Raw genomic sequence first — 23,555 nt, 5'->3', positions numbered from 1 at the left:
TTAATATTTAGTAATAGTCAGCAGTCTCAGTTTTCAGCGTTAACTGAATACTGAAACTGCGACTGAAAACTTTTATTTATTCTTCCAAACGAAGATCTAATCCTAGACCTTTCAATTCGTGCATTAATACATTGAATGATTCTGGTAAACCTGGTTCTGGCATAGTTTCACCCTTAACGATAGCCTCGTAAGTTTTAGCTCTACCAATAACGTCATCAGACTTAACAGTTAAGATCTCACGTAGAGTACTAGAAGCTCCATAAGCCTCAAGTGCCCAAACCTCCATCTCTCCGAAACGCTGACCTCCAAATTGAGCTTTACCTCCAAGTGGCTGTTGCGTAATCAATGAGTATGGTCCAATAGAACGTGCGTGCATCTTATCGTCAACCATGTGTCCTAATTTAAGCATGTAAATTACACCCACAGTTGCTTTTTGTGCGAAACGCTCTCCAGTACCACCATCATATAGGTAAGTATGTCCGAAACGTGGTACTCCAGCTTCATCAGTCAAAGCATTGATTTCGTCTAGAGAAGCACCGTCGAAGATTGGAGTAGCAAATTTTCTACCCAAGTTCATACCAGCCCATCCTAATACGGTCTCATAAATCTGACCAATGTTCATACGTGAAGGTACCCCAAGTGGATTCAATACGATATCTACTGGTGTTCCATCTTCTAAGAAAGGCATATCTTCATGGCGAACGATTCTAGCAACAATACCTTTGTTACCGTGACGACCCGCCATTTTATCACCCACTTTTAACTTACGTTTTTTAGCGATATAGATTTTAGCCAATTTCAAGATTCCAGATGGTAATTCATCTCCAACTGTAATAGTAAATTTCTCTCTTCTTAAAGCTCCTTGTAAGTCGTTCAGCTTAATTTTATAGTTATGAATTAAATCATTAACCATTTTATTAGTAGCGTCATCAGCAACCCACTGACCTTTGCTTAAGTGAGCAAAATCCTCTACTGCGTAAAGCATTTTTTGAGTATATTTTTTACCTTTTGGTAAAACTTCCTCACCCAAATCATTCATTACACCTTGAGACGTTTTTCCGTTAACGATCAAGAATAATTTCTCTACTAATCTGTCTTTTAATTCAACAAATTTAGTTTCGAACTCCATTTCTAAAGCGCCTAAAGCATCTTTATCTTGAGTACGTTTACGTTTATCTTTTACGGCTCTTGCAAATAATTTTTTGTCAAGAACTACACCATGTAAAGATGGAGAAGCTTTTAATGAAGCATCTTTTACATCACCAGCTTTATCTCCGAAGATTGCGCGAAGCAATTTCTCCTCTGGAGTAGGATCTGATTCTCCTTTTGGTGTAATTTTTCCGATCAAAATGTCGCCAGGTTTAACCTCTGCTCCAATTCTGATCATACCGTTTTCATCTAAGTCTTTAGTAGCCTCTTCAGAAACGTTAGGAATATCGTTTGTTAACTCTTCGTTTCCTAACTTAGTATCTCTAACCTCTAATGAATAATCATCAACGTGGATAGAAGTAAAAATATCATCACGAACTACTTTCTCAGAAATCACAATCGCATCCTCGAAGTTGTACCCTTTCCATGGCATGAACGCAACTTTTAAGTTTCTACCTAAAGCTAATTCTCCATTTTGAGTAGCATATCCTTCAGACAATACTTGTCCAGGAACAACTCTGTCACCTCTTCTTACGATAGGTTTCAAATTGATACTTGTACCTTGATTGGTTTTTCTAAATTTAATTAAGTTGTACGTTTTCTCATCAGCATCAAAACTTACCATTCTCTCGTCTTCTGTACGATCGTATTTAATAGTAATGATGTTAGCATCTACGTATTCAACAGTACCATGCCCTTCAGCATTGATCAATACTCTTGAGTCAGAAGCTACCTGACGCTCTAAACCTGTACCAACAATCGGTGCTTCAGGACGGATCAAAGGAACTGCCTGACGCATCATGTTTGATCCCATCAACGCACGGTTCGCATCATCATGCTCCAAGAAAGGAATCAAAGATGCAGAAATCGAAGCGATCTGGTTAGGAGCAACGTCTGTATAATGTACTGAACTTGGTTCAACAACTGGGAAGTCACCCTCTTCACGAGCAATAACATTGCTAGCTGTAATTTTACCTGAAGCGTCCATATCAATGTTTGCCTGAGCAATCATTTTTCCTTCTTCTTCTTCAGCACTTAAATAGATTGGCGCGCTTTCTAAATCAACAACACCATCTGTTACTTTACGATATGGAGTTTCAATGAATCCCATTCCGTTTACTTTTGCATAAACACCAAGAGATGAAATCAAACCAATGTTTGGTCCCTCAGGAGTTTCAATCGGACATAAACGACCATAGTGAGTATAGTGAACGTCACGAACCTCGAAACCAGCTCTCTCTCTCGAAAGTCCACCTGGTCCAAGTGCAGAAAGTCTTCTTTTGTGTGTAATCTCAGCTAATGGATTCGTTTGGTCCATAAATTGAGATAACTGGTTAGTACCAAAGAAAGAGTTGATAACTGATGATAATGTTTTAGCATTAATCAAATCAATTGGTGTAAACACCTCATTATCTCTAACGTTCATTCTCTCACGAATAGTTCTAGCCATACGTGCTAAACCAACACCGAATTGTTGAGACAATTGTTCTCCAACTGTTCTAACACGACGGTTTGATAAGTGATCAATATCATCAATCTCTGCTTTAGAGTTGATCAACTCGATCAAATATTTAACGATTGTAATGATATCCTCTTTAGTAAGCACTTGCTTATCCATAGGGATATCTAAATCTAACTTCTTGTTCATTCTATAACGACCAACTTCACCTAAGTTATAACGTTGATCTGAGAAGAACAATTTATCTATAATACCACGAGCAGTTTCCTCATCAGGCGGTTCAGCGTTACGCAACTGACGGTAGATGTGCTCTACAGCTTCTTTTTCAGAGTTAGTTGGATCTTTTTGTAACGTATTGTGGATAATAGCATAATCTGCTTGATTGTTATCCTCTTTGTGTAACAAAATAGATTTTACGTTAGAATCAATGATCTCTTCAACATTATCTTTGTCGATAATAGTATCACGATCAAGGATGATTTCGTTACGCTCGATAGAAACTACCTCTCCAGTATCTTCATCTACGAAATCCTCATGCCATGTATTCAAAACACGTGCAGCAAGTCTTCTTCCAATATATTTCTTAATTCCTGTTTTAGATACTTTAATTTCTTCAGCTAAGTCGAAAATTTCAAGGATATCCTTATCTCTTTCGAAACCGATAGCACGGAATAAAGTTGTTACAGGTAATTTTTTCTTTCTATCGATATACGCGTACATTACGCTGTTAATATCAGTAGAGAATTCTATCCAAGATCCTTTAAAAGGAATTACTCTCGCAGAATAAAGTTTAGTTCCATTTGCGTGGAATGACTGTCCAAAGAAAACCCCTGGAGAACGGTGTAATTGAGATACTACAACACGCTCGGCACCATTAATAACAAAAGTACCACTAGGAGTCATGTAAGGAATTGTTCCAAGATAAACATCTTGTACAATAGTTTCAAAATCTTCGTGTTCTGGATCTGTACAGTATAGTTTTAACCTAGCTTTTAAAGGCACACTATAAGTAAGACCTCTCTCTATACATTCTTGAATTGTATAACGTGGCGGATCAACAAAATAATCTAGGAATTCCAATACAAAGTTATTTCTTGTATCTGTAATTGGGAAGTTTTCCATGAAGGTATTGTATAACCCTTCGTTGCCTCTTTCGTCAGATTTCGTTTCTAATTGAAAGAAATCTTTAAAAGATTTAACCTGAACATCCAAAAAGTCTGGATAGTCAGGGATATTTTTTGTAGAGGCAAAATTCAATCTTTCAGTCTGATTTGTTATCATCAATGGACAAAATTTTGATTAAAAAAAAGTAATTTATTTTTGTGTAAATACACATTGTTTAATCTATACTTTCTTATTATAATCAATACATCTTTAAAAATTAGTTCTATAAATTAAGTCTAATTTTCTTTCTTCGTATTGATCAAAAACTTTTTCGTATTTTAAACTATGGGATAATAAAATTGATATATTTTATTATACGAAAAATGGTTTAGGCCTTTGAGTGTTAACTCAAGACCTAAACCTAGTTCTTAAACTGAGTTTAATTATTTAAGCTCAACAGTAGCTCCAGCCTCTTCTAAAGATTTTTTAAGACCTTCAGCCTCTTCTTTAGAAACACCTTCTTTAACGTTGCTTGGTGCACCGTCAACTACATCTTTAGCTTCTTTAAGACCTAAACCAGTTAATTCTTTAACTAATTTTACAACAGCTAATTTAGAAGCTCCTGCATCTTTCAATACAACTGTAAATTCAGTTTGTGCTTCTTCAGCAGCACCGTCTCCTCCACCAGCAGCAACTACTACAGCAGCAGCAGCAGGCTCGATTCCGTACTCATCTTTTAATATTGTTGCTAATTCGTTAACTTCTTTAACTGTTAAGTTAACTAATTGTTCTGCGAATTGTTTCAAATCTGCCATTTTTTCTATCGTTTAAAATGATTTGTAAAAATATAATTTATTTATTGTGCGCTAATTAAGCAGTAAGAAAGTACTCTTCCTTACATTTATAATTACTCTGCTCCTTCTTCTTCGCTTCCTGCGAATTTGTTTTGTAAAGCAGAAATAATTCTTTGAGCTGGAGATTGTAATAATCCAATGATTTCTCCGATAAGCTCTTCTTTAGATTTAATTGTAGCTAATGCATCTAATTGATTATCTCCAATGTATACTTCAGAATTGATGTAAGCTCCTTTTAAAACTGGTTTATCAGATTTCTTACGGAAATCTTTGATAATTTTTCCAGGTGCGTTAGCAACATCAGAAATAAAAATAGCACTGTTACCTGATAAAACTGTAGGTAAATCACCATAATCATTATCAGAAGCTTCCATTGCTTTTGCAAGCAAAGTGTTCTTTACAACTTCTAATTTGATACCTGCTTTGAAACAAGCTCTACGTAAGTTTGAAGTTGTCTCTGCGTTTAAACCAGAAATATCAGAAATGTAAATGATATTTGTACCAGCTAACTGCGCAGTTAAATTTTCAATCGCGATTGATTTTTCTTCTCTAGTCATACTAAAAATTTTTAACTACCAATTATACTGCTTTTGGGTCTAATGCGATAGCAGGACTCATTGTGCTTGTAAGGTGAATACCTTTGATGTATGTACCTTTAGCAGCAGTTGGTTTAAGTTTTATTAATGTTTGAATAATTTCGTGTGCGTTGTCAACAATCTGCTCAGCTCCAAAAGAAACTTTACCGATTCCTGCGTGTACGATACCAGTTTTATCAACTTTAAAGTCAATTTTACCAGCTTTAACTTCTTGAACAGCTTTAGCAACATCCATAGTTACAGTACCTGTTTTAGGGTTTGGCATTAAACCTCTAGGTCCTAAAATACGACCTAATGGACCTAATTTACCCATAACAGCAGGCATAGTAATAATCACATCAACATCTGTCCAACCGTCTTTAATTTTTTGTAAGTAATCGTCAAGACCAACGTGATCTGCTCCTGCTTCTCTAGCTTCCGCTTCTTTGTCTGGAGTAACCAATGCTAATACTTTAACGTCTTTTCCTGTTCCGTGAGGTAAAGTAACTACACCTCTAACCATTTGATTCGCTTTTCTTGGATCAACACCCAAACGAACTGCGATATCAACAGACTCATCAAATTTTGCAGAAGCAACAACTTTAATTAATGCAGCAGCATCTTTTAAAGAGTATAATTTGTTCTTTTCAATTTTTGAAGCAGCCTCTTTTTGCTTTTTTGTTAATTTTGCCATTTCTTTTTCTTAATTAAAAAGGAGCATCTCCTGATACAGTTATACCCATAGATCTAGCTGTTCCAGCAACCATACTCATAGCTTTCTCAATTGTGAAAGCATTTAAGTCCGGCATTTTGTCTTCAGCAATAGTTCTAATTTGTTCCCAAGTAACGCTAGCTACTTTTTTACGATTAGGCTCACCAGAACCAGATTTTAGCTTCGCAGCTTCCATTAACTGAACTGCTGCTGGAGGAGTCTTAACAACAAAATCAAATGATTTGTCTTTGTACACAGTGATTTGCACTGGACAAATTTTGCCAGGTTTATCCTGAGTTCTAGCATTAAATTGCTTACAGAACTCCATGATGTTAACCCCAGCAGCTCCTAAAGCAGGTCCAACCGGTGGCGACGGGTTCGCAGCACCTCCCTTAACTTGTAGTTTAACTACCTTACTAATTTCTTTAGCCATTTTTAAAAAATTTAACACTGTAATCTATGGAAGCGATTACAATGGTTTATTATAGTGTAACAAAAAATTATACTTTTTCTACTTGCATAAAACTTAATTCCAATGGAGTTTTTCTACCGAAAATCTTAACCATTACCTCAAGCTTACGCTTCTCTTCATTGATTTTCTCAACAGATCCATTAAATCCATTGAAAGGTCCATCAATAACCTTAACCGTTTCACCAACACTAAATGGAATAGAACGAGTGTCTGTATTAACAGCCAATTCATCCACTTTTCCTAACATACGGTTTACTTCAGAAAGTCTCAAAGGAACAGGTTCTCCGCCCTTAGTTTCTCCTAAAAATCCAATAACACTAGTAATTGACTTAATAATATGAGGAATCTCACCAACTAAGTTAGCTTCGATCATAACATATCCAGGAAAATACACTTTATCCTTAGATGATTTTTTCCCATCTTTTACAGTAACCACTTTTTCAGTAGGAACTAAAACCTGAGAAACATAATCCTCCATACCTAATCTCGCAATCTCAGTCTCGATATAAGCTTTCACTTTATTTTCTTGACCACTAACCGCTCTAACTACGTACCATTTTTTCACATTATTATCTGCCATCACAAAAAAATTATCCTTTTAACCAGTTAAAAAATCCAGCCAAAGCTTTTGCAAAAAATTCGTCTACTCCCCAAGTTGCCAAAGCGAATAAAATCGAAAATACAGCTACAACAATTGTCAATTTTTGTACTTCAGCCCAAGCTGGCCAAGTAACATTTGACTTTAACTCTTCGAAAGCCTCTGATAAATAATTAGTAACTTTTGTCATTTGATATATTTTTTATTGCACGGGCGGAGGGATTCGAACCCCCATCAACGGTTTTGGAGACCGCTATTCTACCCTTGAACTACGCCCGTAATTAAAGCCAGTGATTAAAAAATAATCACTGGCTTTTTATTTATTTTTATAGAATTACTCTACGATTTCAGTAACCTGACCAGCACCAACTGTTCTACCACCTTCACGGATAGCGAAACGTAAACCTACGTTCATAGCGATTGGGCTTAATAAAGCAACCTCAATAGTTAAGTTATCACCTGGCATTACCATCTCTACACCTGCTGGTAAAGTAATAACTCCTGTTACGTCAGTTGTACGTACGTAGAACTGTGGACGGTAGTTATTGTGGAATGGAGTGTGACGTCCACCTTCTTCTTTTTTCAAGATATAAACCTCAGCTTTGAATTTAGAGTGTGGTTTTACTGAACCTGGCTTAATGATAACCATACCTCTTTTGATGTCTGATTTATCAATACCTCTTAACAATAAACCTACGTTATCTCCAGCTTCACCTCTATCAAGGATTTTACGGAACATCTCAACTCCTGTAATAGTAGAAGTTAATTTTTCAGCTCCCATACCGATGATCTCAACAGGATCTCCAGTGTTAGCAACTCCAGTTTCGATACGACCTGTAGCAACAGTTCCACGACCTGTAATTGTAAATACGTCCTCAACTGGCATCAAGAATGGTTTAGCTACGTCACGTACTGGCTCTTCGATCCAGTTGTCAACAGCTTCCATTAATTCGATAATTTTAGGTACCCAGTTTGGATCATTGTTTAATCCTCCTAAAGCAGAACCTTGAACTACAGGACCATTATCTCCATCATACTCGTAGAAAGATAATAAATCTCTAATTTCCATTTCAACAAGCTCTAATAACTCAGCATCATCAACCATATCCACTTTGTTCATGAAAACAACGATTCTTGGAATACCAACCTGACGTCCTAAAAGGATGTGCTCACGAGTTTGTGGCATTGGACCATCTGTAGCAGCAACTACTAAGATAGCTCCGTCCATTTGAGCAGCTCCAGTAACCATGTTCTTTACGTAATCCGCGTGACCTGGACAGTCAACGTGAGCGTAGTGACGGTTAGCTGTTTCGTACTCTACGTGAGATGTATTGATAGTAATACCTCTTTCTTTCTCCTCTGGAGCGTTATCGATTTGATCAAACGATTTTGCTTGACAGTAACCAGCATCTGACAATACTTTTGTAATTGCAGCAGTTAATGTAGTTTTTCCGTGATCTACGTGTCCAATTGTACCTATGTTTAAGTGCGGTTTGGAACGATTAAAATTCTCCTTTGCCATTTTACTTAATTTTTAATCTTAGTTATATATTAATTTTCAATTTCCTACTTACTTGAGCCAATGTCGGGATTTGAACCCGAGACCTCTTCCTTACCAAGGAAGCACTCTACCCCTGAGCTACACCGGCAGAGAGTTCTGATTTTAGATTTCTGAATTTAGATTTTAGATTTTTAAAAACCTAAAACCCAAAACCTTAACCTCTTTTTTTTGTGGGGAGAGCAGGATTCGAACCTGCGAAGTTCACACAGCAGATTTACAGTCTGCCCTCGTTGGCCGCTTGAGTATCTCCCCTAATTTTAAAATTCCATTATTTTTAAGAACCAATTTCAAATCGCATTTGAAATTTATTGAGCCGATAGAGGGACTCGAACCCACGACCTGCTGATTACAAATCAGCTGCTCTAGCCAGCTGAGCTACATCGGCGAATACATTAAAAAAGTCCGCTATTTCTAACGGACTGCAAATGTAGCTATTTTATCTTTTAATCAAAACATTTTTTAAAAAAAAATTTCAATTAAATGTGCGCTCTTATTTTTTCCTTCCTTTTTACCAGCAAACGTTCTAACGACTCTGCAGAAAGCTCAACCGCCTCTTCAAATGTTTTACACTGTTTTTTTACCAAAAAATCATCACCAGGAACATTAATCTTTATCTCCACCACCTTATTCTCTTTATCACTTGTTCTTTCTACTTTTAAAAAAACATCTGATGAAACCACACGATCGTAGTATTTCTCTAGCTTACCCATTCTTTCTTGGATAAAATCGACCAATTTTCTGTCGACAGTAAAATTAACTGCATGAACATCTACCTTCATAATAAAAATTTTAGGATTAACATTTAGAATCACTATTTACTTCTTGGATGCGCACCCTTATATACTTTTTTAAGTTCCGCAAGACTATTATGAGTATAAACTTGTGTAGACGCCAAACTAGAATGCCCTAGCAATTCTTTAACTGAATTCAAATCTGCCCCATTATTTAAAAGATGTGTTGCAAAAGTATGACGAAGCACATGCGGACTTTTTTTTACCTTTTCTGAGACCCTACTAAAGTATGAATTTATTAAACGATAAACAAAAGATTCGCTCAATTTTAACCCTTTTTTCGAAACAAAAAAATAGTCCGAATCAACTAAACTTTCCAAACCATCCCTTTCCTTTATATACAAATCAATTTGATCAGCAATAATTGGCAAAATAGGAATAATGCGCTCTTTATTTCTTTTCCCTAAAACCTTAATCGTATTACCTGAAAAATCAACATTCTTAATCATCAAATGAATTAATTCCGCCCGACGCATCCCCGTAACATAAAACATCTCTACAATAAGCTTATCTCGGATTTCTTCAAAACCAACCGGAGCCTCCATCCCACCCAGCAAATCCTTCAATTCTTTTTCCGAAAAAGGAACCTGAACCACTTTTGGAGTTTTCAAAGACTTATGCTTCAGCATCGGATTAATCTCAATCTGCTTTGATTTTAAAAGAAACTTGTAATAAGCTTTTAGAGAAGCCATCTTTCTATTTACCGAAACATTTGAAATATCTTGATCAACTAGAAAAACAATCCAACTTCTCACTTGGCTATAATTCACCAAATCAATACTTTCTTGATCAAAAGACTCTTTTACAAAAGATTCAAAAGCCGTTATATCATTCAAGTAAGCGCCAACAGTATGCGAAGAATATTTTTTTTCCAATAAAAGATAATCCGAAAAAGCTTCTTTATTCGTTTTCATAAAATCTAAAAATTAAGCATAAAAAAACCGTTAGCATCAAAATTAAAACATTTTGACCACTAACGGTAATTATTTTCGAAAAGCTGATATTAACTTTCTAAACTATCTTTCAAGCCTTGAATGTAAGCCGCTTTTTGGATTTGGGCTCTTTTGATAACAGAAGGCTTAATAAAAGCAGTACGTGCTCTTAATTGACGAACAGTTCCTGTTTTATCAAATTTTCTTTTATAGCGCTTTAATGCTCTATCGATATTTTCTCCGTCTTTAATTGGTATAATTAACATAATATAGACACCTCCTCTCGTTAAGGCTGCAAATGTATATATTAATTATGAATTATGAGTTATAAATTTTGAATTATTTTCACTTAAGACTTAAAATCAGAAAGAAAAACCATTTTCCATTTACTTCATTTACCTTTTAAACACCATTATTTCAATAAATTTCTAGAAATAACCAACTTCTGAATTTCAGTTGTTCCTTCTCCTATAGTACATAATTTAGAATCTCTATAGAATTTTTCTACTGGAAAGTCTTTAGTATAGCCATAACCTCCATGAATCTGAACTGCATCATTTGCAATTTTAACACAAGCTTCTGATGCATACATTTTTGCCATAGCACCAGATGTAGTTACTGGTTTATACTGTTGCTTCAAATAAGCCGCTTTATGCAAAAGTAACTCCGAAGCCTCAATTTCCGTTGCCATATCTGCCAATTTAAAGGAGATTCCTTGAAAATTACTAATTGGCTGTCCAAATTGATGTCTTTCTTTTGAATATTTCAATGCGGCTTCATACGCTCCTTTTGCAATTCCTAAAGAAAGAGCTCCAATAGAGATCCTTCCACCATCAAGAATTTTCATAGCCTGTACAAAACCTTCGCCAACTTCTCCTAATCTATTTGCATCAGGAACACGACAGCCATCAAAAACCAATTCAGCCGTTTCGCTTGCTCTCATTCCTAATTTATTTTCTTTTTTACCAGATGAAAAACCTTTCATGCCTTTTTCAAACACAAATGCCGTCATTCCTTTAGAATCGCCTTTTTCGCCAGTACGAACTATTACAACAGCAACATCTCCAGATATACCGTGCGTAATAAAGTTTTTTGCACCATTTACAATCCAATGATCGCCATCTTTAACGGCGGTCGTATTCATTCCCCCAGCATCAGAGCCTGTATTGTGCTCTGTTAATCCCCACGCACCTATATATTCTGCTGTAGCCAATTTTGGCAACCATTTTTTCTTTTGTTCTTCGTTTCCGAAAGTTAGGATATGATTTGTACATAAAGAATTATGCGCCGCAACAGACAAACCTATTGACGGGTCCACTTTAGAAATCTCTTCGATTACTGTAATATATTCATGATAACCCAAACCAGAACCTCCATATTCTTCTGGAACTAAAACTCCCATGAAGCCCATCTCGCCAAGTTGCTTAAATAACGGAATTGGGAAAATCTGCGCTTCATCCCATTCCATTATATAAGGTCTAATATTTTTTTCTGCAAAGTCTTTTATAGACTGTGCAATCATTATCTGCGTTTCGTTGTAATCAAAGTTCATGAGTTAGTTTCTTTTAGAACTCCAAATATAAACTAATTATTTTTGCTTTTTCAACAGGAAAATCTTTAATTTTTATCAAATCCTCAATATTATTAAAATTTCCATTCATGCTTCTATACGTTACAATTTGTTTTGCGAGTCCATATTTAAAGTACGTAAACTGAGCTAATTCTTTTATCGACGCCTCATTTACGTTAATTTTCTTCATATTTAAAGGAACGACAACTTTAAAATGACTATTTAATTCGTTGATAACTTCTGGCGAAAGTCCCCAAATATCTTTCATTTGCTCCATTGACACAAAAGAGCCTAAAATTTCTTTTTGGCTTAATATTCTAGTCGAAAGCCCTTCTCCTATTCCGTAAATTTTCATTAAGTCTTCTTTGGTAGCCTGATTGATGTCCAATATTTCAAGCTTTTCTTTTTTAGGAAAACTTTTTACAGCGAAATCTTTTTTATCAGCACTTTCGTTACTTTTATTTTGTTTCCAATCTGGAAACTTAAATAAAGGAGAAATTTTATGTAATAGTGAATCTGAAACTCCAGTAACTTTTTGAAATTCTTCTGCTGAGTTTACATATTTATTTTCTCTGCGAAATGCCATTAAACGGTCAATTTCTTCAACCGACATTCCAAGCTTGTACCCTTTATAGTCAGAAATAAAATTAGGATTAAAAAGATAATTAGTTGGCTTTGCGTTTTTATCAGTCAATTTCTCTTGATCAATTTCTGACTGAAGCGCAAGCCACTGCACTTTTTCTGGATTTTTAGTTTCCAAAATATTAAAATCGGATAATAAATAAAACAACTGTAATCCTATCATAATAAGAAAGAGCATAAAAATACCTATGCGTTGCTGTTTTGTAAAATAAAAATACTTGTTTAGAGGCTTAAAATTCATGCTAAAAATATTTTCAAAGAATAAATTAAGAAAAATCCCTCAAATTTATCAAGAAAATTAGTAAGAAAAGTAGTTTTTAAAAAATTATCGAATCTATTACAAAACGTCAATTAATTTAATGAATGTCAATGCTTAGAGAATCTTTCTTACGAGTACTGTAAAAAAAACAAAGATTTTATAACTTAAAACATGATAATTGTTTTTATTTTTTACAAAAAACAATACATTTGGCACTTAATAACAAATAAACCAATAAAATAATATGTCAATTTGGAGAGTTAAACCTATATCAGCCTTTGAAGCCGATATGAAAAAAAGTGATTTAAAGAGAGTCCTAGGAAAATGGAGTCTTACTGCCATTGGTGTTGGTGCCATTATCGGCGGTGGAATTTTTGTACTTACAGGTACTGGGGCTTATTATCATGCTGGTCCAGCATTAGCAATTTCGTTTATCATCGCAGGTATTGCGTGTGTTTTTGCGGCTCTTTGCTATTCTGAATTTGCTTCTATCTTACCTGTCGAAGGATCTGCTTACGCATATGCTTATGGTACGATTGGAGAAGTTTTTGCCTGGATTATTGGATGGGGACTAATTCTCGAATATGCAATGGGATCTATGACTGTAGCAGTTTCCTGGTCCGGTTACTTTAATAAACTACTGAAATTATTTCATATAAAACTTCCTGATTGGCTTACAACAGATCCTGCAAGTTATACAGGAGAAGGCTTCTCAATGAATCTTCCTGCTTTCTTGATCGTTATTTTAGTCATTTCATTACTTATTAAAGGAACAAAAAGTGCAGCAAAAGCAAATAATGCTATTGTAATTCTTAAAGTATCTGCCGTTATTTTCGTAATTATTGCTGGTCTTTTCTTCATTAACACAGCAAACTGGAGCCCATTTATTCCTGAAGCAACTCAGATTGTTGAAAAAGAAACTACTCACAATGCTTACGGAATTGGAGGTATTATCTCTGGAGCTGCTGCTATTTTCTTTGCTTACGTTGGCTTTGACGCCGTTTCTACACAAGCAGGAGAAGCTATTAATCCTAAAAAAGATGTCCCTTTTGCGATCATTGCTTCTTTATTAATCTGTACTACATTATATATTCTTGTTTCTTTAGTATTAACAGGAATGATGAACTACCAAGACTTTAACCCGCTAGGAAAATACCCTGAAGCTATTAAAGCTCCTGTTGCTTACGCATTTGATATTGCTGGACAAGGATGGGCTGGATTTATTATTACAGTTGCTGCTACTATTGGTTTAGTTTCTGTATTAATGGTAATGATTATGGGACAATCTAGAATTTTCCTTGGAATGTCTAAAGATGGTTTAATTCCTTCTGTTTTCTCTAAAGTAAACCCTATTTCTGGAACTCCAAAAACAAACTTAATGATTCTTGGCGTTATTATCGCAACTGTTGCGGCTTTTACTCCAATCAACAAATTGGCAGATATGACAAGTTTTGGTACTTTGTTTGCCTTTACAATGGTTTGTATCGCTGTTTGGATTTTAAGAGTAAAACAACCAGGATTAACCAGAACATTTAAAGTTCCTGCTTTACCAGTTATTGCGGTACTAGGAATTGCAATCAACTCTTATTTAATTTTTAACTTAAGTAAAGATGCACAGTTATTATCTTTTGGATGGCTTATTCTTGGTATCATTGTATACTTTGGATATAGCAAGAAAAGATCTAGACTTAATAATACAGATGCGGATTTTGAATAATTCTCAATTCTAGTCATAAAAAAAAGCTCCAAATTTAAATTTGGAGCTTTTTTTTATAAATCAAATACTGATGTTCTTTTTGATCGGATTAGATCTTTTAGTCTAATCCAAAAAGCAAGAGTCAAATAAACTCCAAATCCTAAACCGGCTGTAACAAAAGAAATATAGATAAAAAACAATCTGACACTTGTTACGCGCATTCCGAGTTTATCTGCTAGTCTTGAAGAAACATGAAAACCATATTTTTCAAAAAAGAATTTAAGTTTTAAAATTGCCGACATCTTGATATTTTAGATTTTAGACTTTAGATTTTTGGATTCCCGACTGCTCAGGATTACAAAAGTACAAATTATCTAATTATTTTTAAGCAGTTCTAATCCTATAGCACATTTTAAGCATGCTTTATGCTCACAATATTCATTTTTAAGTTCAAGTAATGCTTGACTTTCAAATGCCGACTGAGACTTTATTCCAAACGAATTAAACTTGTCAATAATGGCATTTTTCTCTGGAGCAACTTCATTTATAAAGTCAATCAAATCTTCGGCAATTGATTCGCCCCTTATATTAGAATAAGCAAATTGAAGCGGCATTATAGTATTAATAATCACTAAATCTATAAATGACTTAGAAAGCATCTTAGACTTCTTTGGACTTTCTTTATCAAACTGATAATGGTTCTGCCAATACAGACTTGCAGAAATATTCAGCAATCGATATACTTCATCAACAGATTTTAAATCAATTATTTTTGAAAATGGATTTTGATGCCTATGATATAAAGATGCTAATTGAGAAAGCCTAATAGTCGGGAAATTATCTGGGCGAAGCTTAAAAAACTGAAGAGGATCTGCATAAGTCTTTTCTATCTGATATTTATGCAGCAAATAAAAATATCGAAACTTTAAATCTTTATAATAAATATCTTCTTTTTCTGTTTCCAATAATCCTGAAGTTCCAAAAAGAAGCGCTTCAAGATTTTCGACTTCAAAACTTTCTTTTCTAATTACTGAAAAAGGAATTGCTTTTGATATCTGCAAAAAGGAATTTCCGTTGGTATTTAAACCAAAATTTTTTGCCAGAAGGCAAAATAAGACCGCTTCCCAATCTTGATTGGTTTCTTCTAATAATTGATAAATAAACTTGGATTTTCGCTCTAAACGTTCAAAAAACAATCTTTCTCGCCAGTTCTTAAACACAAATTTGTCAATCTCTTTTAATTGCCTTTCACAAGAAATCCATGTTTTTGGAGAAACTAATGCATTATAATTTTCGATTATTTCTTTTGAAACATAATCTTTAAGGACTAGAACGGATATTTCTGTATTGTCTTCTCTAAAAATGGCTGTGTCATTTTCCCACACGACATGAAGAATCACATTTTTATAAGCGGCATCTTTTTCATGATTATGCAAATACCAGTCTGAAGATTTTAAATGAATCTCTACATTACCGGCCCACTTCTGATTTCCGATTTCTATATGAGCATTAAAAAAATCAGGCCCAGCAAGCTCCAAATAATCGCCTGTTTTAATGATGGTTATTTCTTCCCCTTGAGCAGATTTTAAATTCAAGCTACCAAACTTCTTGAATTTCCAGAGGTAATGAAGGAAGTCTTCTTTCATTTTAGATTTTATAGTGTAATTACAAAATCTAAAAGTAATTAAATTTTAATATTATTCTTACAAATAAGTGAAATTATTTAACGAAGCAAGTACAATTTAGCACAAGCTCTTGCATCTGATAGTGCCTCATGGTGATTTAGCTGAATATTCATTTCGCGACAGCAATCACTTAATTTGGTTGGTTTTATACCTTTAGCTTTATAGATTTTAACGGTACACTCCCATTTTGTAGCAATGTTCAAATCATCATAATTTAAGCCATGAAGCAGCATTGTTTTCATTAAAACATTACGATCAAAACTTTCATTGTGTGCCACCACAACTCTATTTTTTAACCTTTTTTCAATCTCAGGATAAATTTGAAAAAAAGATTTTGCATTGACTGTATCTTTAGGATAAATTCCGTGAACACGAATCGTAAACGGATTATATTCATTATTTGGCGGTTTAATTAAAGAAACATATTCGTCTACAATAATTCCGTTTTCAACCGTAACAATTCCCACAGAGCACGGATGATATCCTGTCGCAGTTTCAAAATCAATAGCAGTAAAATTCATATTTTATTTTAAAAAGACAAATCCATAAACCTTATCGTAAAACAATTAGGCTTATGGATTGTTATTATTTGTAAAGGCTTACTTTATTGAGCCAATAATATCATATTTAGTGATAATGTGGTGATGTCCGTTTCCTAAATCAACTAAAACAGCATCATTTTCTTTGCTGAAAAGTTTTGAAACTTCCTCAATTGGCGTTCCTAATTTTACAATTGGGAAAGGTTTACCCATTACTTCTTTAATTGGTTTTTCGGCTACATTTTTATCAGCAACATAGCTTCTAAACAAATCTGTTTCGTCTACAGAACCAACAAAACCGTTGATGTCAACAACCGGAATCTGCGAAATTTTATATTTACGCATACGCTCAATTGCATGCGAAACTAATTCCTCAGTACGCACTACAATCAGTTCTTTATCAATATGATCTTTGATAACATCTTCTGCTTTTGTTACGTTTTCTTCTAAAAATCCGCGTTCACGCATCCAATCATCGTTGAACATTTTACCTACATATCGGCTTCCAGAATCGTGAAATAGCACTACTACAACATCATCTGGCTTAAAATGTTCTTTCAACTGTAATAAACCTTTTATACAAGCACCTGCAGAATTTCCAACAAAAATACCCTCTTCAAGAGCAATCTTTCTAGTATAAACCGCAGCATCTTTATCGGTTACTTTTGTAAAGCCGTCAATTAGAGAAAAATCAACATTTTTAGGCAAAATATCTTCTCCAATACCTTCTGTTATATAAGAATAAATTTCGTTTTCATCGAAGATTCCCGTTTCGTGATATTTTTTAAAAACAGAACCATAAGTATCAATTCCCCAGATTTTGATATTTGGATTTTGCTCTTTTAAGTATTTTCCAACTCCAGAAATCGTTCCCCCCGTTCCTACTCCAACAACAAAATGTGTAATTTTTCCGTCTGTTTGTTTCCAAATTTCAGGTCCTGTCTGTTCGTAATGTGCCAACGAATTTGACATATTATCATACTGATTTACATACCAAGAATTTGGAGTTTCTTCTGCCAAACGCTTTGAAACCGAATAATAAGAACGTGGATCTGTAGGTTCAACATCTGTAGGACAAACAACAACTTTTGCTCCAACAGCACGAAGAATATCCATTTTTTCTTTAGACTGTTTGTCTGAGATCACACAAATTAATTTGTATCCTTTTACGATTGCAACAAGTGCAAGTCCCATTCCCGTATTTCCAGAAGTTCCTTCAATAATAGTTCCTCCTGGTTTTAGTCGGCCATCTGCCTCAGCATCTTCAATCATTTTTACAGCCATTCTGTCTTTTACAGAATTACCAGGATTAAAGGTTTCGACTTTTGCCAATACTAACGCATCAATTTCAGCAACAATTTTGTTGAGTTTTACTAATGGTGTGTTACCAATTGTTTCTAAAATGTTATTTGAAAAGTCCATTTTTATTTAAGTTTTATTAAGTGGTTCTAAATAAAAAATAAAGCCAGTTTTTATTGGAAGAAATTCCAAACCAGACCAAAACGAAGCACAAAATCACGATACGGATTATGTGGCGCCGCATAATAGTTGCTTTGTGTAAATAAAGCATTAAAATGTTCCGCTTTTAAATAAAAACGGGTCTGGCGTATTCTGGCATTTACAAAGAAATCGAATGTTGCAAAACCTCCGGTTTTTTTATCCTGCTGTACAAAAAATTCTGCAATAACAGGATTATAATCATCTCCATAGTATTTCGTCATATAATTAAATACAAGCCCTGTTTGCATAAACAATGCTTTTTTAAATAAATGATTTGAGTAATAGAATGTGTTTCTAGTCACAAAATCAGGCACATTCAAAATTAAATCTGACTGATCTACTTTCTGATATAAAAGTGTATTATCTAATGCAAAAGGTCCAAATTTAAATTCTCGGCTTGCTTTTATCTCTAAATAATTAATTACATTTCCGTATTGCATTGGTTTCACAATCTGCTCACTTGCCGCTTTTTCTGCGTCTGTAGCCATATCAGTAAAATATAAATGATCTTTTAGAACTGTATATTGAACTTGTCCTGTTAACCATGGAGTTGTAATCTCTGCACTTAACGAATTGATTTTTTCGTTTTTAAAATTATTAGACCAATTGTACGAAATCCAGCTACTTTGGTACAAATTATAATTATTGTTCGGCAATTTATTAATGTTGCGATATCTGAAATCAAATTTGATTTTTTCACTCATATTGTATCGCAGCTTAGCGTCTAAATCTGAAAGCGACTGATTGGTAATTGATCTTGAATACAAAAATCTACCATTCCATTTGTTTTTCTGATACTCGTATTGAGCACCGAAATTATTAAACTGCAAAAACAAATTATCTGGAACCGCACTTCCGTCAGCATTAACAATAATTCTGTTGTATTTATAATTGGATCTATAATCGTCTAAAAAAAATATAAACTTACCTAAAAGAGAATTCTCATAAGCCGCTCCTACTTTATTATACAATCTTTCGTATTTAGTCTGATCGTTAATATTGCTTGCTGCGTACGAGTCGCCAAATCGCTGTATTCGCGTAGTTGATCCATCGTTAGCTGTTATTGTTGAAATTACAGTTGGCTGTTTATATTCATAATCTTTATATTCATAGTTAAATTGATGTGTTATATATAGGTTATTGCTTGCATCATTTTGATTTACTCTAAAGGCATGGTCAAAAAACAATCTTCTTCCTTTTAAAAATGACTCTGCGTCAGTTAAATATACCTGCAATCTTTGTCGATTTTTATAATCTTTATTATCACTTTCAAAATCAGCATCGTTTGTAATACCTCCATTTTCCTCATTCAATATATCCTGATTTGTAAAATGCGCGTTTATTGCGTAACGCTTATTGGTTGTAGCATAACTGGTTGTAATTCTTAAATTTCCAGCACTAACCAATTGATTATTATAATCTCCCTCAGATCTTAATCCTTTATAAGCTATAGAGAAATTAAGATTTTTAGAAGCATTTAATGTGATGAAAGAATCTACATTTTGTCCTTTTTTTATAGTAGTATTAAAGAACAACTCTGTTAAGGGAGTTGCAACAGAATAATATCTAATTTGATCTGCCTGCATATATAGAGAATGCTTCCCGTTAAAACCAATTTCTGGATAAGGAGAAAAGCTCGTCAAACTATATTGCAACGTATTTAATGGCTGGCCAATATTAGAAAACTCCTGAAGTCCAAAAAGATCTTTTCTTAAATGGTTCTGTCTGTAAGCACTTTTAATCGTCAGTGAAGTATCTGCATAAATGGTATCATGTTCTAATGTCACAATTTTATATTGATCTATTGTCGCTATTTTTTGTTTTTTCTTTTTTACGGTATCCGTTATACTTGAATATTCCGTATTCATATCTAAATTACTTTTAGAAGCAGGTTTTTTCCCTTGCGAAAACAATAAAGTTGGAACAACTAATAGATATAGAAAAATGAATATTCTCATTGATGGCTTTGTATAAATTTATTTTGTCAAAATTTGCTAAGCAAAGGTAAATTATAAAAACAAATAAATAAAAAAACACTTCATTTTATACAATTGCCTTGGCTGACAGTACGAAAACGAATATTTTTGCTGAAAATTTCATCTTATTTGTTATTTAAAACCTAAAAAATGCTCGAAAAAAATTTCTCAGGATTTGTTTTAGAAACTGGAACTGACGAAGCTGGCAGAGGCTGTCTCGCTGGTCCGGTTACTGCCGCTGCTATAATTTTACCAGAACATTTTGAAAATGCAATTTTAAATGACAGTAAGCAATTATCAGAAAAAGCAAGAGCTCTTTTAAGACCTATTATAGAAAAAGAAGCTTTGTGTTATGCTGTTACTCATTTATTTCCAGATGAAATTGACGAAATAAATATTCTTAATGCTTCGATGAAAGGAATGCAAGAATGCATTTTGAAGTTAAAACATATTCCAGAATTCATTATTGTCGATGGAAATCGCGCTTTAAATGCAAAACTTGGACTTAAAAATACTTTTGGAAAACAATTTACGTCTGATGAAATCACGTTATTAAAATCGATTCCGAATCAAAGTATTATAAAAGGCGACGGGAAATATTTGAGTATTGCCGCAGCATCTATTTTAGCTAAAACGTATCGCGATGAATATATGGATAAAATTCATGAAGAATTCCCGATGTATAATTGGAAACAAAATAAAGGATATCCAACCAAAGAGCATCGCGAAGCTATCAAAGAATTTGGAACGACAAAATACCATAGAATGAGTTTTAGACTTTTACCAGAACAGTTAGAACTCGATTTGTTTTAATAAAAAACGACCTAAATAATTAGGTCGTTTTTTATTTACTTTTTACTTTTTACTTTTTACTTTTTAAAAACTCAGCAAATTGTTTTGTATCGTAATAAAAAGGTCTTACTGCCGTAATTTTTCCATCTTTCAAATCGAAATGTTCTGAAATTGGAACTGACATTGTTTTACCCGATTTTTTAGCTTTGCAGCTTATTGTAAAATAAATGACAACTTCATTTTTAGAAGCATCGCTAAAATAAGTTGGTTCTTTCTCTATTTGCAAATCAAAAAACTCTGTTGATTTTGTGAACATTTTAGTCCATTCACTAAAACCTGTGTAAGTACCTCCGTAAGGCAAACCTGTCGCTTGACTGTAAACTGCGCCATCTGCCACTACAGTAGCCAAAGCATCAAAATCTCTTGTTTTAAAAAGGCTTTCGTAATATTTTGCTACTACTTTTAAATTATCAGCTTCTAAGTTTTTCAAAATATCCGCTTCAGATAGAGATGCTCCTTTATCCCAAAAACCAATAATTTTACTTACTTGCCCTTTGCCATTTAAACGTGCAAAATCGCGGCCAGCCATTATAAGATTGTTTTTAGAATCAAGAACTTTCCATTCCCAGGTTACATAATTGTCTTTTACAATTTTGGCTCCCGAGGTTAAAACTGCATCAGGATTCTTTTTGTAAAATTCGTTAATAACATTATTAAATGCGACAATTCCTTTTGTAGATGCAGACGGATCTTCAAAAGTACTGTCTTCTAACCAAATCAATTTAATTAGTTTTAATCTGGCATCACTATTTTTTTCCTGCCACACTTTTTCATAAACCGTAATCGGATATAATTTATCTTTCTTTTGAGCAAAAAGACCATTAAGAATAAAAAGAAAACATAATAAGTAGATTTTTCTCATAAGCAATGAAATTAGATTTGATTAAACTTTATTAGTAATGTTTCAAATTTAGCATAAATACTGGCGGGAATTACAAAAGTTGCGCAATTTGCCATCCTTTCAAAATCTTAACTTTTGCCAAATACTTTTTAAAACTTTTGAATATAATTTTAGAAAAAAACAGCTTTCTATCTAAATATTGAAATCCCATTTAGAGAAAGAATATACTTCGTTTATCTTGAAATAGTCTTATTTTATTGGAAGAAAATAAAAAAACCGTCTCAAAAAAACTTGAAACGGTTTATATTTTTAGAAGGTTATTTAAACAAATTCAGCTTCAAATAGCTCTTTTAAATGTTTGATGATTTTTGCTTTTACTTCTTCTTCATCTACTTTTTCTACGCCAAGTTCGACGTTTAATGATGTGACGCCTTTTCCGCGAATACCGCAAGGAATAATATTGTCAAAATATCCTAAATCGACATTTGCGTTTAAGGCAAATCCATGCATGGTAACCCAGCGTGAAGCACGAACACCCATTGCACAGATTTTGCGTGCAAACGGAGTTCCAACGCCAAGCCAAACTCCAGTTTCTCCTTCGCTCCTGCCCGATTCTAAGCCGTATTCTGCTAAAGTTAGAATAATTGATTCTTCTAAAAAACGCAAGTATTTATGAATATCGGTAAAGAAATTTTCTAAATCAAGTATCGGATAACCTACAATTTGCCCGGGCCCATGATATGTAATATCACCGCCACGGTTGATTTTATAAAAAGTCGCTCCTTTGGCTTCTAATTGTTTTTCGTTTAATAACAAGTTTTCAAGATCGCCACTTTTTCCTAAAGTATAAACGTGCGGATGCTCAACAAATAATAAATAATTTGGTGTTGGCAGATCAAGTTCTTCTCTTCTGTTCTTGATTTTTAAATCGACAATGTCCTTAAAAATTTCTTCTTGATATTCCCAAGTCGATTTATAATCTCTTTTTCCCAGATCCTGAAGTTGGATTTTTTTATTCATTTTAATTATTTTTCAAACTCAACATCAAAGTTCAGTTTGTCAGGATTCTCCATATAATCCGTAAAAGAGTATTGAATTGTAATTGATTTTCGATCGTCGCTAAATAAAGCCGTTGGGTTAGAGACCTTCTTTATTTTTTTTGGAAAATGGTATTTTACGATATAACTAGATGAAGCAAACATCATTTTAGACATATCTCCAGCAGAATCTTTTGCTTTTGCTGCCTTTTTCTGCTGGTCGATAACTGCTTTTCGTGTAAATTTCTTTCCGTCATAAGAATAACTTAATTTACTGCCATTATCTCCAAAACCGCTCCCAAGCGGATTTGCTGCTGCACCTCCTTCTAATTTTTGAAATGTGCTTAAAGTTTGTAAAATATCTTGAAGTTCGTTTACATTTTTAAAATCAGTTGCCATTGTCATTAGAAACTGCTTTTTCTCGGAACTCATTTTTGTAGATACTATGAAATTCTCGAGTTTTTTAAGCTCTTTCTGTGTTTCTGGCGACAACTTAGCGATACTGTCTTTTTTCTCTTCAAATACTTGTTTGAAAGTAAAAGTAGTATCAATATCTTTTTTAGCGTCTCCCATTTGACCTGCGATTTGATCACCAGCCATTTCCATTAATGCAGAACCATCCATGTCGACAGAGAACTTTCCAGTTCCGTTATCATTAATTGTAATGTTTTCAGTAAAAGTGCAGCTTGTTAATGTTACTAATAGAAAAGAAAAACTAAGTAATTTATATAATTTCATCGTTTACAATTTT

Annotated in this window: 23 protein-coding genes and 4 tRNA genes; 2 read left to right on the top strand and 25 right to left on the bottom strand. The window is 33.9% G+C overall.

The features are described 5' to 3' along the window. Positions 1-76: 76 nt before the first annotated feature. The 17 genes from rpoB to ACNRYB_RS09745 all read right to left on the bottom strand — a co-directional run bounded on the left by rpoB (position 77) and on the right by ACNRYB_RS09745 (position 12,582). On the bottom strand, positions 77-3,889 hold the full coding sequence (gene rpoB, locus ACNRYB_RS09825) for a DNA-directed RNA polymerase subunit beta (protein WP_091492769.1): 3,813 nt from the start codon (positions 3,887-3,889) through the stop codon (positions 77-79). 266 nt (positions 3,890-4,155) lie between these two features. Further along, positions 4,156-4,527: a 50S ribosomal protein L7/L12 gene (gene rplL, locus ACNRYB_RS09820; protein ID WP_008466917.1), complete on the bottom strand. Its 372-nt coding sequence runs from the start codon at positions 4,525-4,527 to the stop codon at positions 4,156-4,158. Between the two features lie 92 nt (positions 4,528-4,619). Further along, on the bottom strand, positions 4,620-5,123 hold the full coding sequence (gene rplJ, locus ACNRYB_RS09815; RefSeq protein ID WP_091492767.1) for a 50S ribosomal protein L10: 504 nt from the start codon (positions 5,121-5,123) through the stop codon (positions 4,620-4,622). A gap of 22 nt (positions 5,124-5,145) precedes the next feature. Beyond that, a complete protein-coding gene (gene rplA / locus ACNRYB_RS09810; protein WP_025572415.1) occupies positions 5,146-5,835 on the bottom strand; it encodes a 50S ribosomal protein L1 in 690 nt (229 codons plus the stop codon). 13 nt (positions 5,836-5,848) lie between these two features. Beyond that, entirely contained in the window at positions 5,849-6,286 is a 438-nt protein-coding gene (rplK, locus tag ACNRYB_RS09805) for a 50S ribosomal protein L11 (protein WP_008466923.1), read from the bottom strand. 67 nt (positions 6,287-6,353) lie between these two features. Beyond that, positions 6,354-6,905 carry a transcription termination/antitermination protein NusG gene (nusG, locus tag ACNRYB_RS09800; RefSeq protein ID WP_008466925.1) on the bottom strand — a complete coding sequence of 184 codons (552 nt, stop codon included), beginning with the start codon at positions 6,903-6,905 and terminating at the stop codon, positions 6,354-6,356. A 10-nt stretch (positions 6,906-6,915) separates the two neighbouring features. Further along, positions 6,916-7,113, bottom strand: coding sequence for a preprotein translocase subunit SecE (gene secE, locus ACNRYB_RS09795; RefSeq protein WP_008466927.1), 198 nt, complete (start codon positions 7,111-7,113; stop codon positions 6,916-6,918). A gap of 18 nt (positions 7,114-7,131) precedes the next feature. Next, positions 7,132-7,202 (bottom strand) — tRNA-Trp (locus ACNRYB_RS09790). A gap of 55 nt (positions 7,203-7,257) precedes the next feature. Continuing rightward, positions 7,258-8,445, bottom strand: coding sequence for an elongation factor Tu (gene tuf / locus ACNRYB_RS09785; protein WP_008466928.1), 1,188 nt, complete (start codon positions 8,443-8,445; stop codon positions 7,258-7,260). A 55-nt stretch (positions 8,446-8,500) separates the two neighbouring features. Further along, positions 8,501-8,572, bottom strand: a tRNA-Thr gene (locus ACNRYB_RS09780). An 83-nt stretch (positions 8,573-8,655) separates the two neighbouring features. Further along, positions 8,656-8,736 (bottom strand) — tRNA-Tyr (locus tag ACNRYB_RS09775). A gap of 59 nt (positions 8,737-8,795) precedes the next feature. Next, positions 8,796-8,869: transfer RNA gene (locus ACNRYB_RS09770), tRNA-Thr, on the bottom strand. A 91-nt stretch (positions 8,870-8,960) separates the two neighbouring features. Continuing rightward, complete coding sequence (hpf, locus tag ACNRYB_RS09765) at positions 8,961-9,263, bottom strand: ribosome hibernation-promoting factor, HPF/YfiA family (protein ID WP_008466930.1); 303 nt, start codon at positions 9,261-9,263, stop codon at positions 8,961-8,963. Between the two features lie 32 nt (positions 9,264-9,295). Beyond that, positions 9,296-10,189, bottom strand: a complete 894-nt coding sequence (locus tag ACNRYB_RS09760) for a tyrosine-type recombinase/integrase (protein WP_473729946.1) — start codon at positions 10,187-10,189, stop codon at positions 9,296-9,298. Positions 10,190-10,278: 89 nt separating this feature from the next. Then, positions 10,279-10,473 (bottom strand): 30S ribosomal protein S21, encoded by a 195-nt coding sequence (rpsU, locus tag ACNRYB_RS09755; RefSeq protein WP_026730435.1) that lies wholly within the window; start codon positions 10,471-10,473, stop codon positions 10,279-10,281. A 146-nt stretch (positions 10,474-10,619) separates the two neighbouring features. Further along, positions 10,620-11,759, bottom strand: a complete 1,140-nt coding sequence (locus ACNRYB_RS09750) for an acyl-CoA dehydrogenase family protein (protein ID WP_473729945.1) — start codon at positions 11,757-11,759, stop codon at positions 10,620-10,622. A 13-nt stretch (positions 11,760-11,772) separates the two neighbouring features. After that, on the bottom strand, positions 11,773-12,582 hold the full coding sequence (locus tag ACNRYB_RS09745) for a ComEA family DNA-binding protein (RefSeq protein ID WP_317126347.1): 810 nt from the start codon (positions 12,580-12,582) through the stop codon (positions 11,773-11,775). A gap of 340 nt (positions 12,583-12,922) precedes the next feature. On the opposite strand from ACNRYB_RS09745, the gene ACNRYB_RS09740 reads away from it, so the two are divergent. After that, positions 12,923-14,395: an APC family permease gene (locus tag ACNRYB_RS09740; RefSeq protein ID WP_473729944.1), complete on the top strand. Its 1,473-nt coding sequence runs from the start codon at positions 12,923-12,925 to the stop codon at positions 14,393-14,395. 53 nt (positions 14,396-14,448) lie between these two features. Here ACNRYB_RS09740 and ACNRYB_RS09735 read toward each other — a convergent pair whose 3' ends face one another. From ACNRYB_RS09735 to ACNRYB_RS09715, 5 genes are all read right to left on the bottom strand, one after another. Continuing rightward, positions 14,449-14,676: a PspC family transcriptional regulator gene (locus ACNRYB_RS09735; protein WP_008466940.1), complete on the bottom strand. Its 228-nt coding sequence runs from the start codon at positions 14,674-14,676 to the stop codon at positions 14,449-14,451. A gap of 72 nt (positions 14,677-14,748) precedes the next feature. Then, on the bottom strand, positions 14,749-16,020 hold the full coding sequence (locus tag ACNRYB_RS09730; protein WP_473729943.1) for a DUF2851 family protein: 1,272 nt from the start codon (positions 16,018-16,020) through the stop codon (positions 14,749-14,751). Between the two features lie 77 nt (positions 16,021-16,097). Next, positions 16,098-16,580 (bottom strand): 3'-5' exonuclease, encoded by a 483-nt coding sequence (locus ACNRYB_RS09725; protein WP_129746265.1) that lies wholly within the window; start codon positions 16,578-16,580, stop codon positions 16,098-16,100. Positions 16,581-16,658: 78 nt separating this feature from the next. Next, positions 16,659-18,020 carry a pyridoxal-phosphate dependent enzyme gene (locus tag ACNRYB_RS09720; RefSeq protein WP_111364141.1) on the bottom strand — a complete coding sequence of 454 codons (1,362 nt, stop codon included), beginning with the start codon at positions 18,018-18,020 and terminating at the stop codon, positions 16,659-16,661. Positions 18,021-18,070: 50 nt separating this feature from the next. Next, the gene (locus tag ACNRYB_RS09715; RefSeq protein WP_129746266.1) at positions 18,071-20,056 is read right to left on the bottom strand and encodes a putative porin; all 1,986 of its coding nucleotides are present in this window, start codon (positions 20,054-20,056) and stop codon (positions 18,071-18,073) included. A 168-nt stretch (positions 20,057-20,224) separates the two neighbouring features. Here ACNRYB_RS09715 and ACNRYB_RS09710 point away from each other — a divergent pair, with 168 nt between their 5' ends. Beyond that, entirely contained in the window at positions 20,225-20,887 is a 663-nt protein-coding gene (locus ACNRYB_RS09710; RefSeq protein ID WP_433765635.1) for a ribonuclease HII, read from the top strand. A 49-nt stretch (positions 20,888-20,936) separates the two neighbouring features. On the opposite strand, the gene ACNRYB_RS09705 is transcribed toward ACNRYB_RS09710, so the two are convergent. The 3 genes from ACNRYB_RS09705 to ACNRYB_RS09695 form a co-directional block, all read right to left on the bottom strand. Then, on the bottom strand, positions 20,937-21,788 hold the full coding sequence (locus tag ACNRYB_RS09705) for a nuclear transport factor 2 family protein (RefSeq protein WP_473729942.1): 852 nt from the start codon (positions 21,786-21,788) through the stop codon (positions 20,937-20,939). A 300-nt stretch (positions 21,789-22,088) separates the two neighbouring features. After that, the gene (gene lipB, locus ACNRYB_RS09700) at positions 22,089-22,787 is read right to left on the bottom strand and encodes a lipoyl(octanoyl) transferase LipB (RefSeq protein WP_263524518.1); all 699 of its coding nucleotides are present in this window, start codon (positions 22,785-22,787) and stop codon (positions 22,089-22,091) included. Positions 22,788-22,792: 5 nt separating this feature from the next. Then, positions 22,793-23,542 (bottom strand): hypothetical protein, encoded by a 750-nt coding sequence (locus tag ACNRYB_RS09695; RefSeq protein ID WP_473729941.1) that lies wholly within the window; start codon positions 23,540-23,542, stop codon positions 22,793-22,795. Positions 23,543-23,555: the final 13 nt, after the last annotated feature.

This window comes from Flavobacterium sp. CR10 (assembly GCF_055814415.1).
The sequence above is the reverse complement of the archived record's forward strand: the minus strand, read 5'-3'. Positions and strand labels throughout refer to the sequence as shown.

Coding starts and splice junctions, on each gene's coding strand:
- rpoB (WP_091492769.1), bottom strand. CDS start 3,889: ATGATAACAAATCAGACTGAAAGATTGAATTTTGCCTCTACAAAAAAT.
- rplL (WP_008466917.1), bottom strand. CDS start 4,527: ATGGCAGATTTGAAACAATTCGCAGAACAATTAGTTAACTTAACAGTT.
- rplJ (WP_091492767.1), bottom strand. CDS start 5,123: ATGACTAGAGAAGAAAAATCAATCGCGATTGAAAATTTAACTGCGCAG.
- rplA (WP_025572415.1), bottom strand. CDS start 5,835: ATGGCAAAATTAACAAAAAAGCAAAAAGAGGCTGCTTCAAAAATTGAA.
- rplK (WP_008466923.1), bottom strand. CDS start 6,286: ATGGCTAAAGAAATTAGTAAGGTAGTTAAACTACAAGTTAAGGGAGGT.
- nusG (WP_008466925.1), bottom strand. CDS start 6,905: ATGGCAGATAATAATGTGAAAAAATGGTACGTAGTTAGAGCGGTTAGT.
- secE (WP_008466927.1), bottom strand. CDS start 7,113: ATGACAAAAGTTACTAATTATTTATCAGAGGCTTTCGAAGAGTTAAAG.
- tuf (WP_008466928.1), bottom strand. CDS start 8,445: ATGGCAAAGGAGAATTTTAATCGTTCCAAACCGCACTTAAACATAGGT.
- hpf (WP_008466930.1), bottom strand. CDS start 9,263: ATGAAGGTAGATGTTCATGCAGTTAATTTTACTGTCGACAGAAAATTG.
- ACNRYB_RS09760 (WP_473729946.1), bottom strand. CDS start 10,189: ATGAAAACGAATAAAGAAGCTTTTTCGGATTATCTTTTATTGGAAAAA.
- rpsU (WP_026730435.1), bottom strand. CDS start 10,473: ATGTTAATTATACCAATTAAAGACGGAGAAAATATCGATAGAGCATTA.
- ACNRYB_RS09750 (WP_473729945.1), bottom strand. CDS start 11,759: ATGAACTTTGATTACAACGAAACGCAGATAATGATTGCACAGTCTATA.
- ACNRYB_RS09745 (WP_317126347.1), bottom strand. CDS start 12,582: ATGATAGGATTACAGTTGTTTTATTTATTATCCGATTTTAATATTTTG.
- ACNRYB_RS09740 (WP_473729944.1), top strand. CDS start 12,923: ATGTCAATTTGGAGAGTTAAACCTATATCAGCCTTTGAAGCCGATATG.
- ACNRYB_RS09735 (WP_008466940.1), bottom strand. CDS start 14,676: ATGTCGGCAATTTTAAAACTTAAATTCTTTTTTGAAAAATATGGTTTT.
- ACNRYB_RS09730 (WP_473729943.1), bottom strand. CDS start 16,020: ATGAAAGAAGACTTCCTTCATTACCTCTGGAAATTCAAGAAGTTTGGT.
- ACNRYB_RS09725 (WP_129746265.1), bottom strand. CDS start 16,580: ATGAATTTTACTGCTATTGATTTTGAAACTGCGACAGGATATCATCCG.
- ACNRYB_RS09720 (WP_111364141.1), bottom strand. CDS start 18,020: ATGGACTTTTCAAATAACATTTTAGAAACAATTGGTAACACACCATTA.
- ACNRYB_RS09715 (WP_129746266.1), bottom strand. CDS start 20,056: ATGAGAATATTCATTTTTCTATATCTATTAGTTGTTCCAACTTTATTG.
- ACNRYB_RS09710 (WP_433765635.1), top strand. CDS start 20,225: ATGCTCGAAAAAAATTTCTCAGGATTTGTTTTAGAAACTGGAACTGAC.
- ACNRYB_RS09705 (WP_473729942.1), bottom strand. CDS start 21,788: ATGAGAAAAATCTACTTATTATGTTTTCTTTTTATTCTTAATGGTCTT.
- lipB (WP_263524518.1), bottom strand. CDS start 22,787: ATGAATAAAAAAATCCAACTTCAGGATCTGGGAAAAAGAGATTATAAA.
- ACNRYB_RS09695 (WP_473729941.1), bottom strand. CDS start 23,542: ATGAAATTATATAAATTACTTAGTTTTTCTTTTCTATTAGTAACATTA.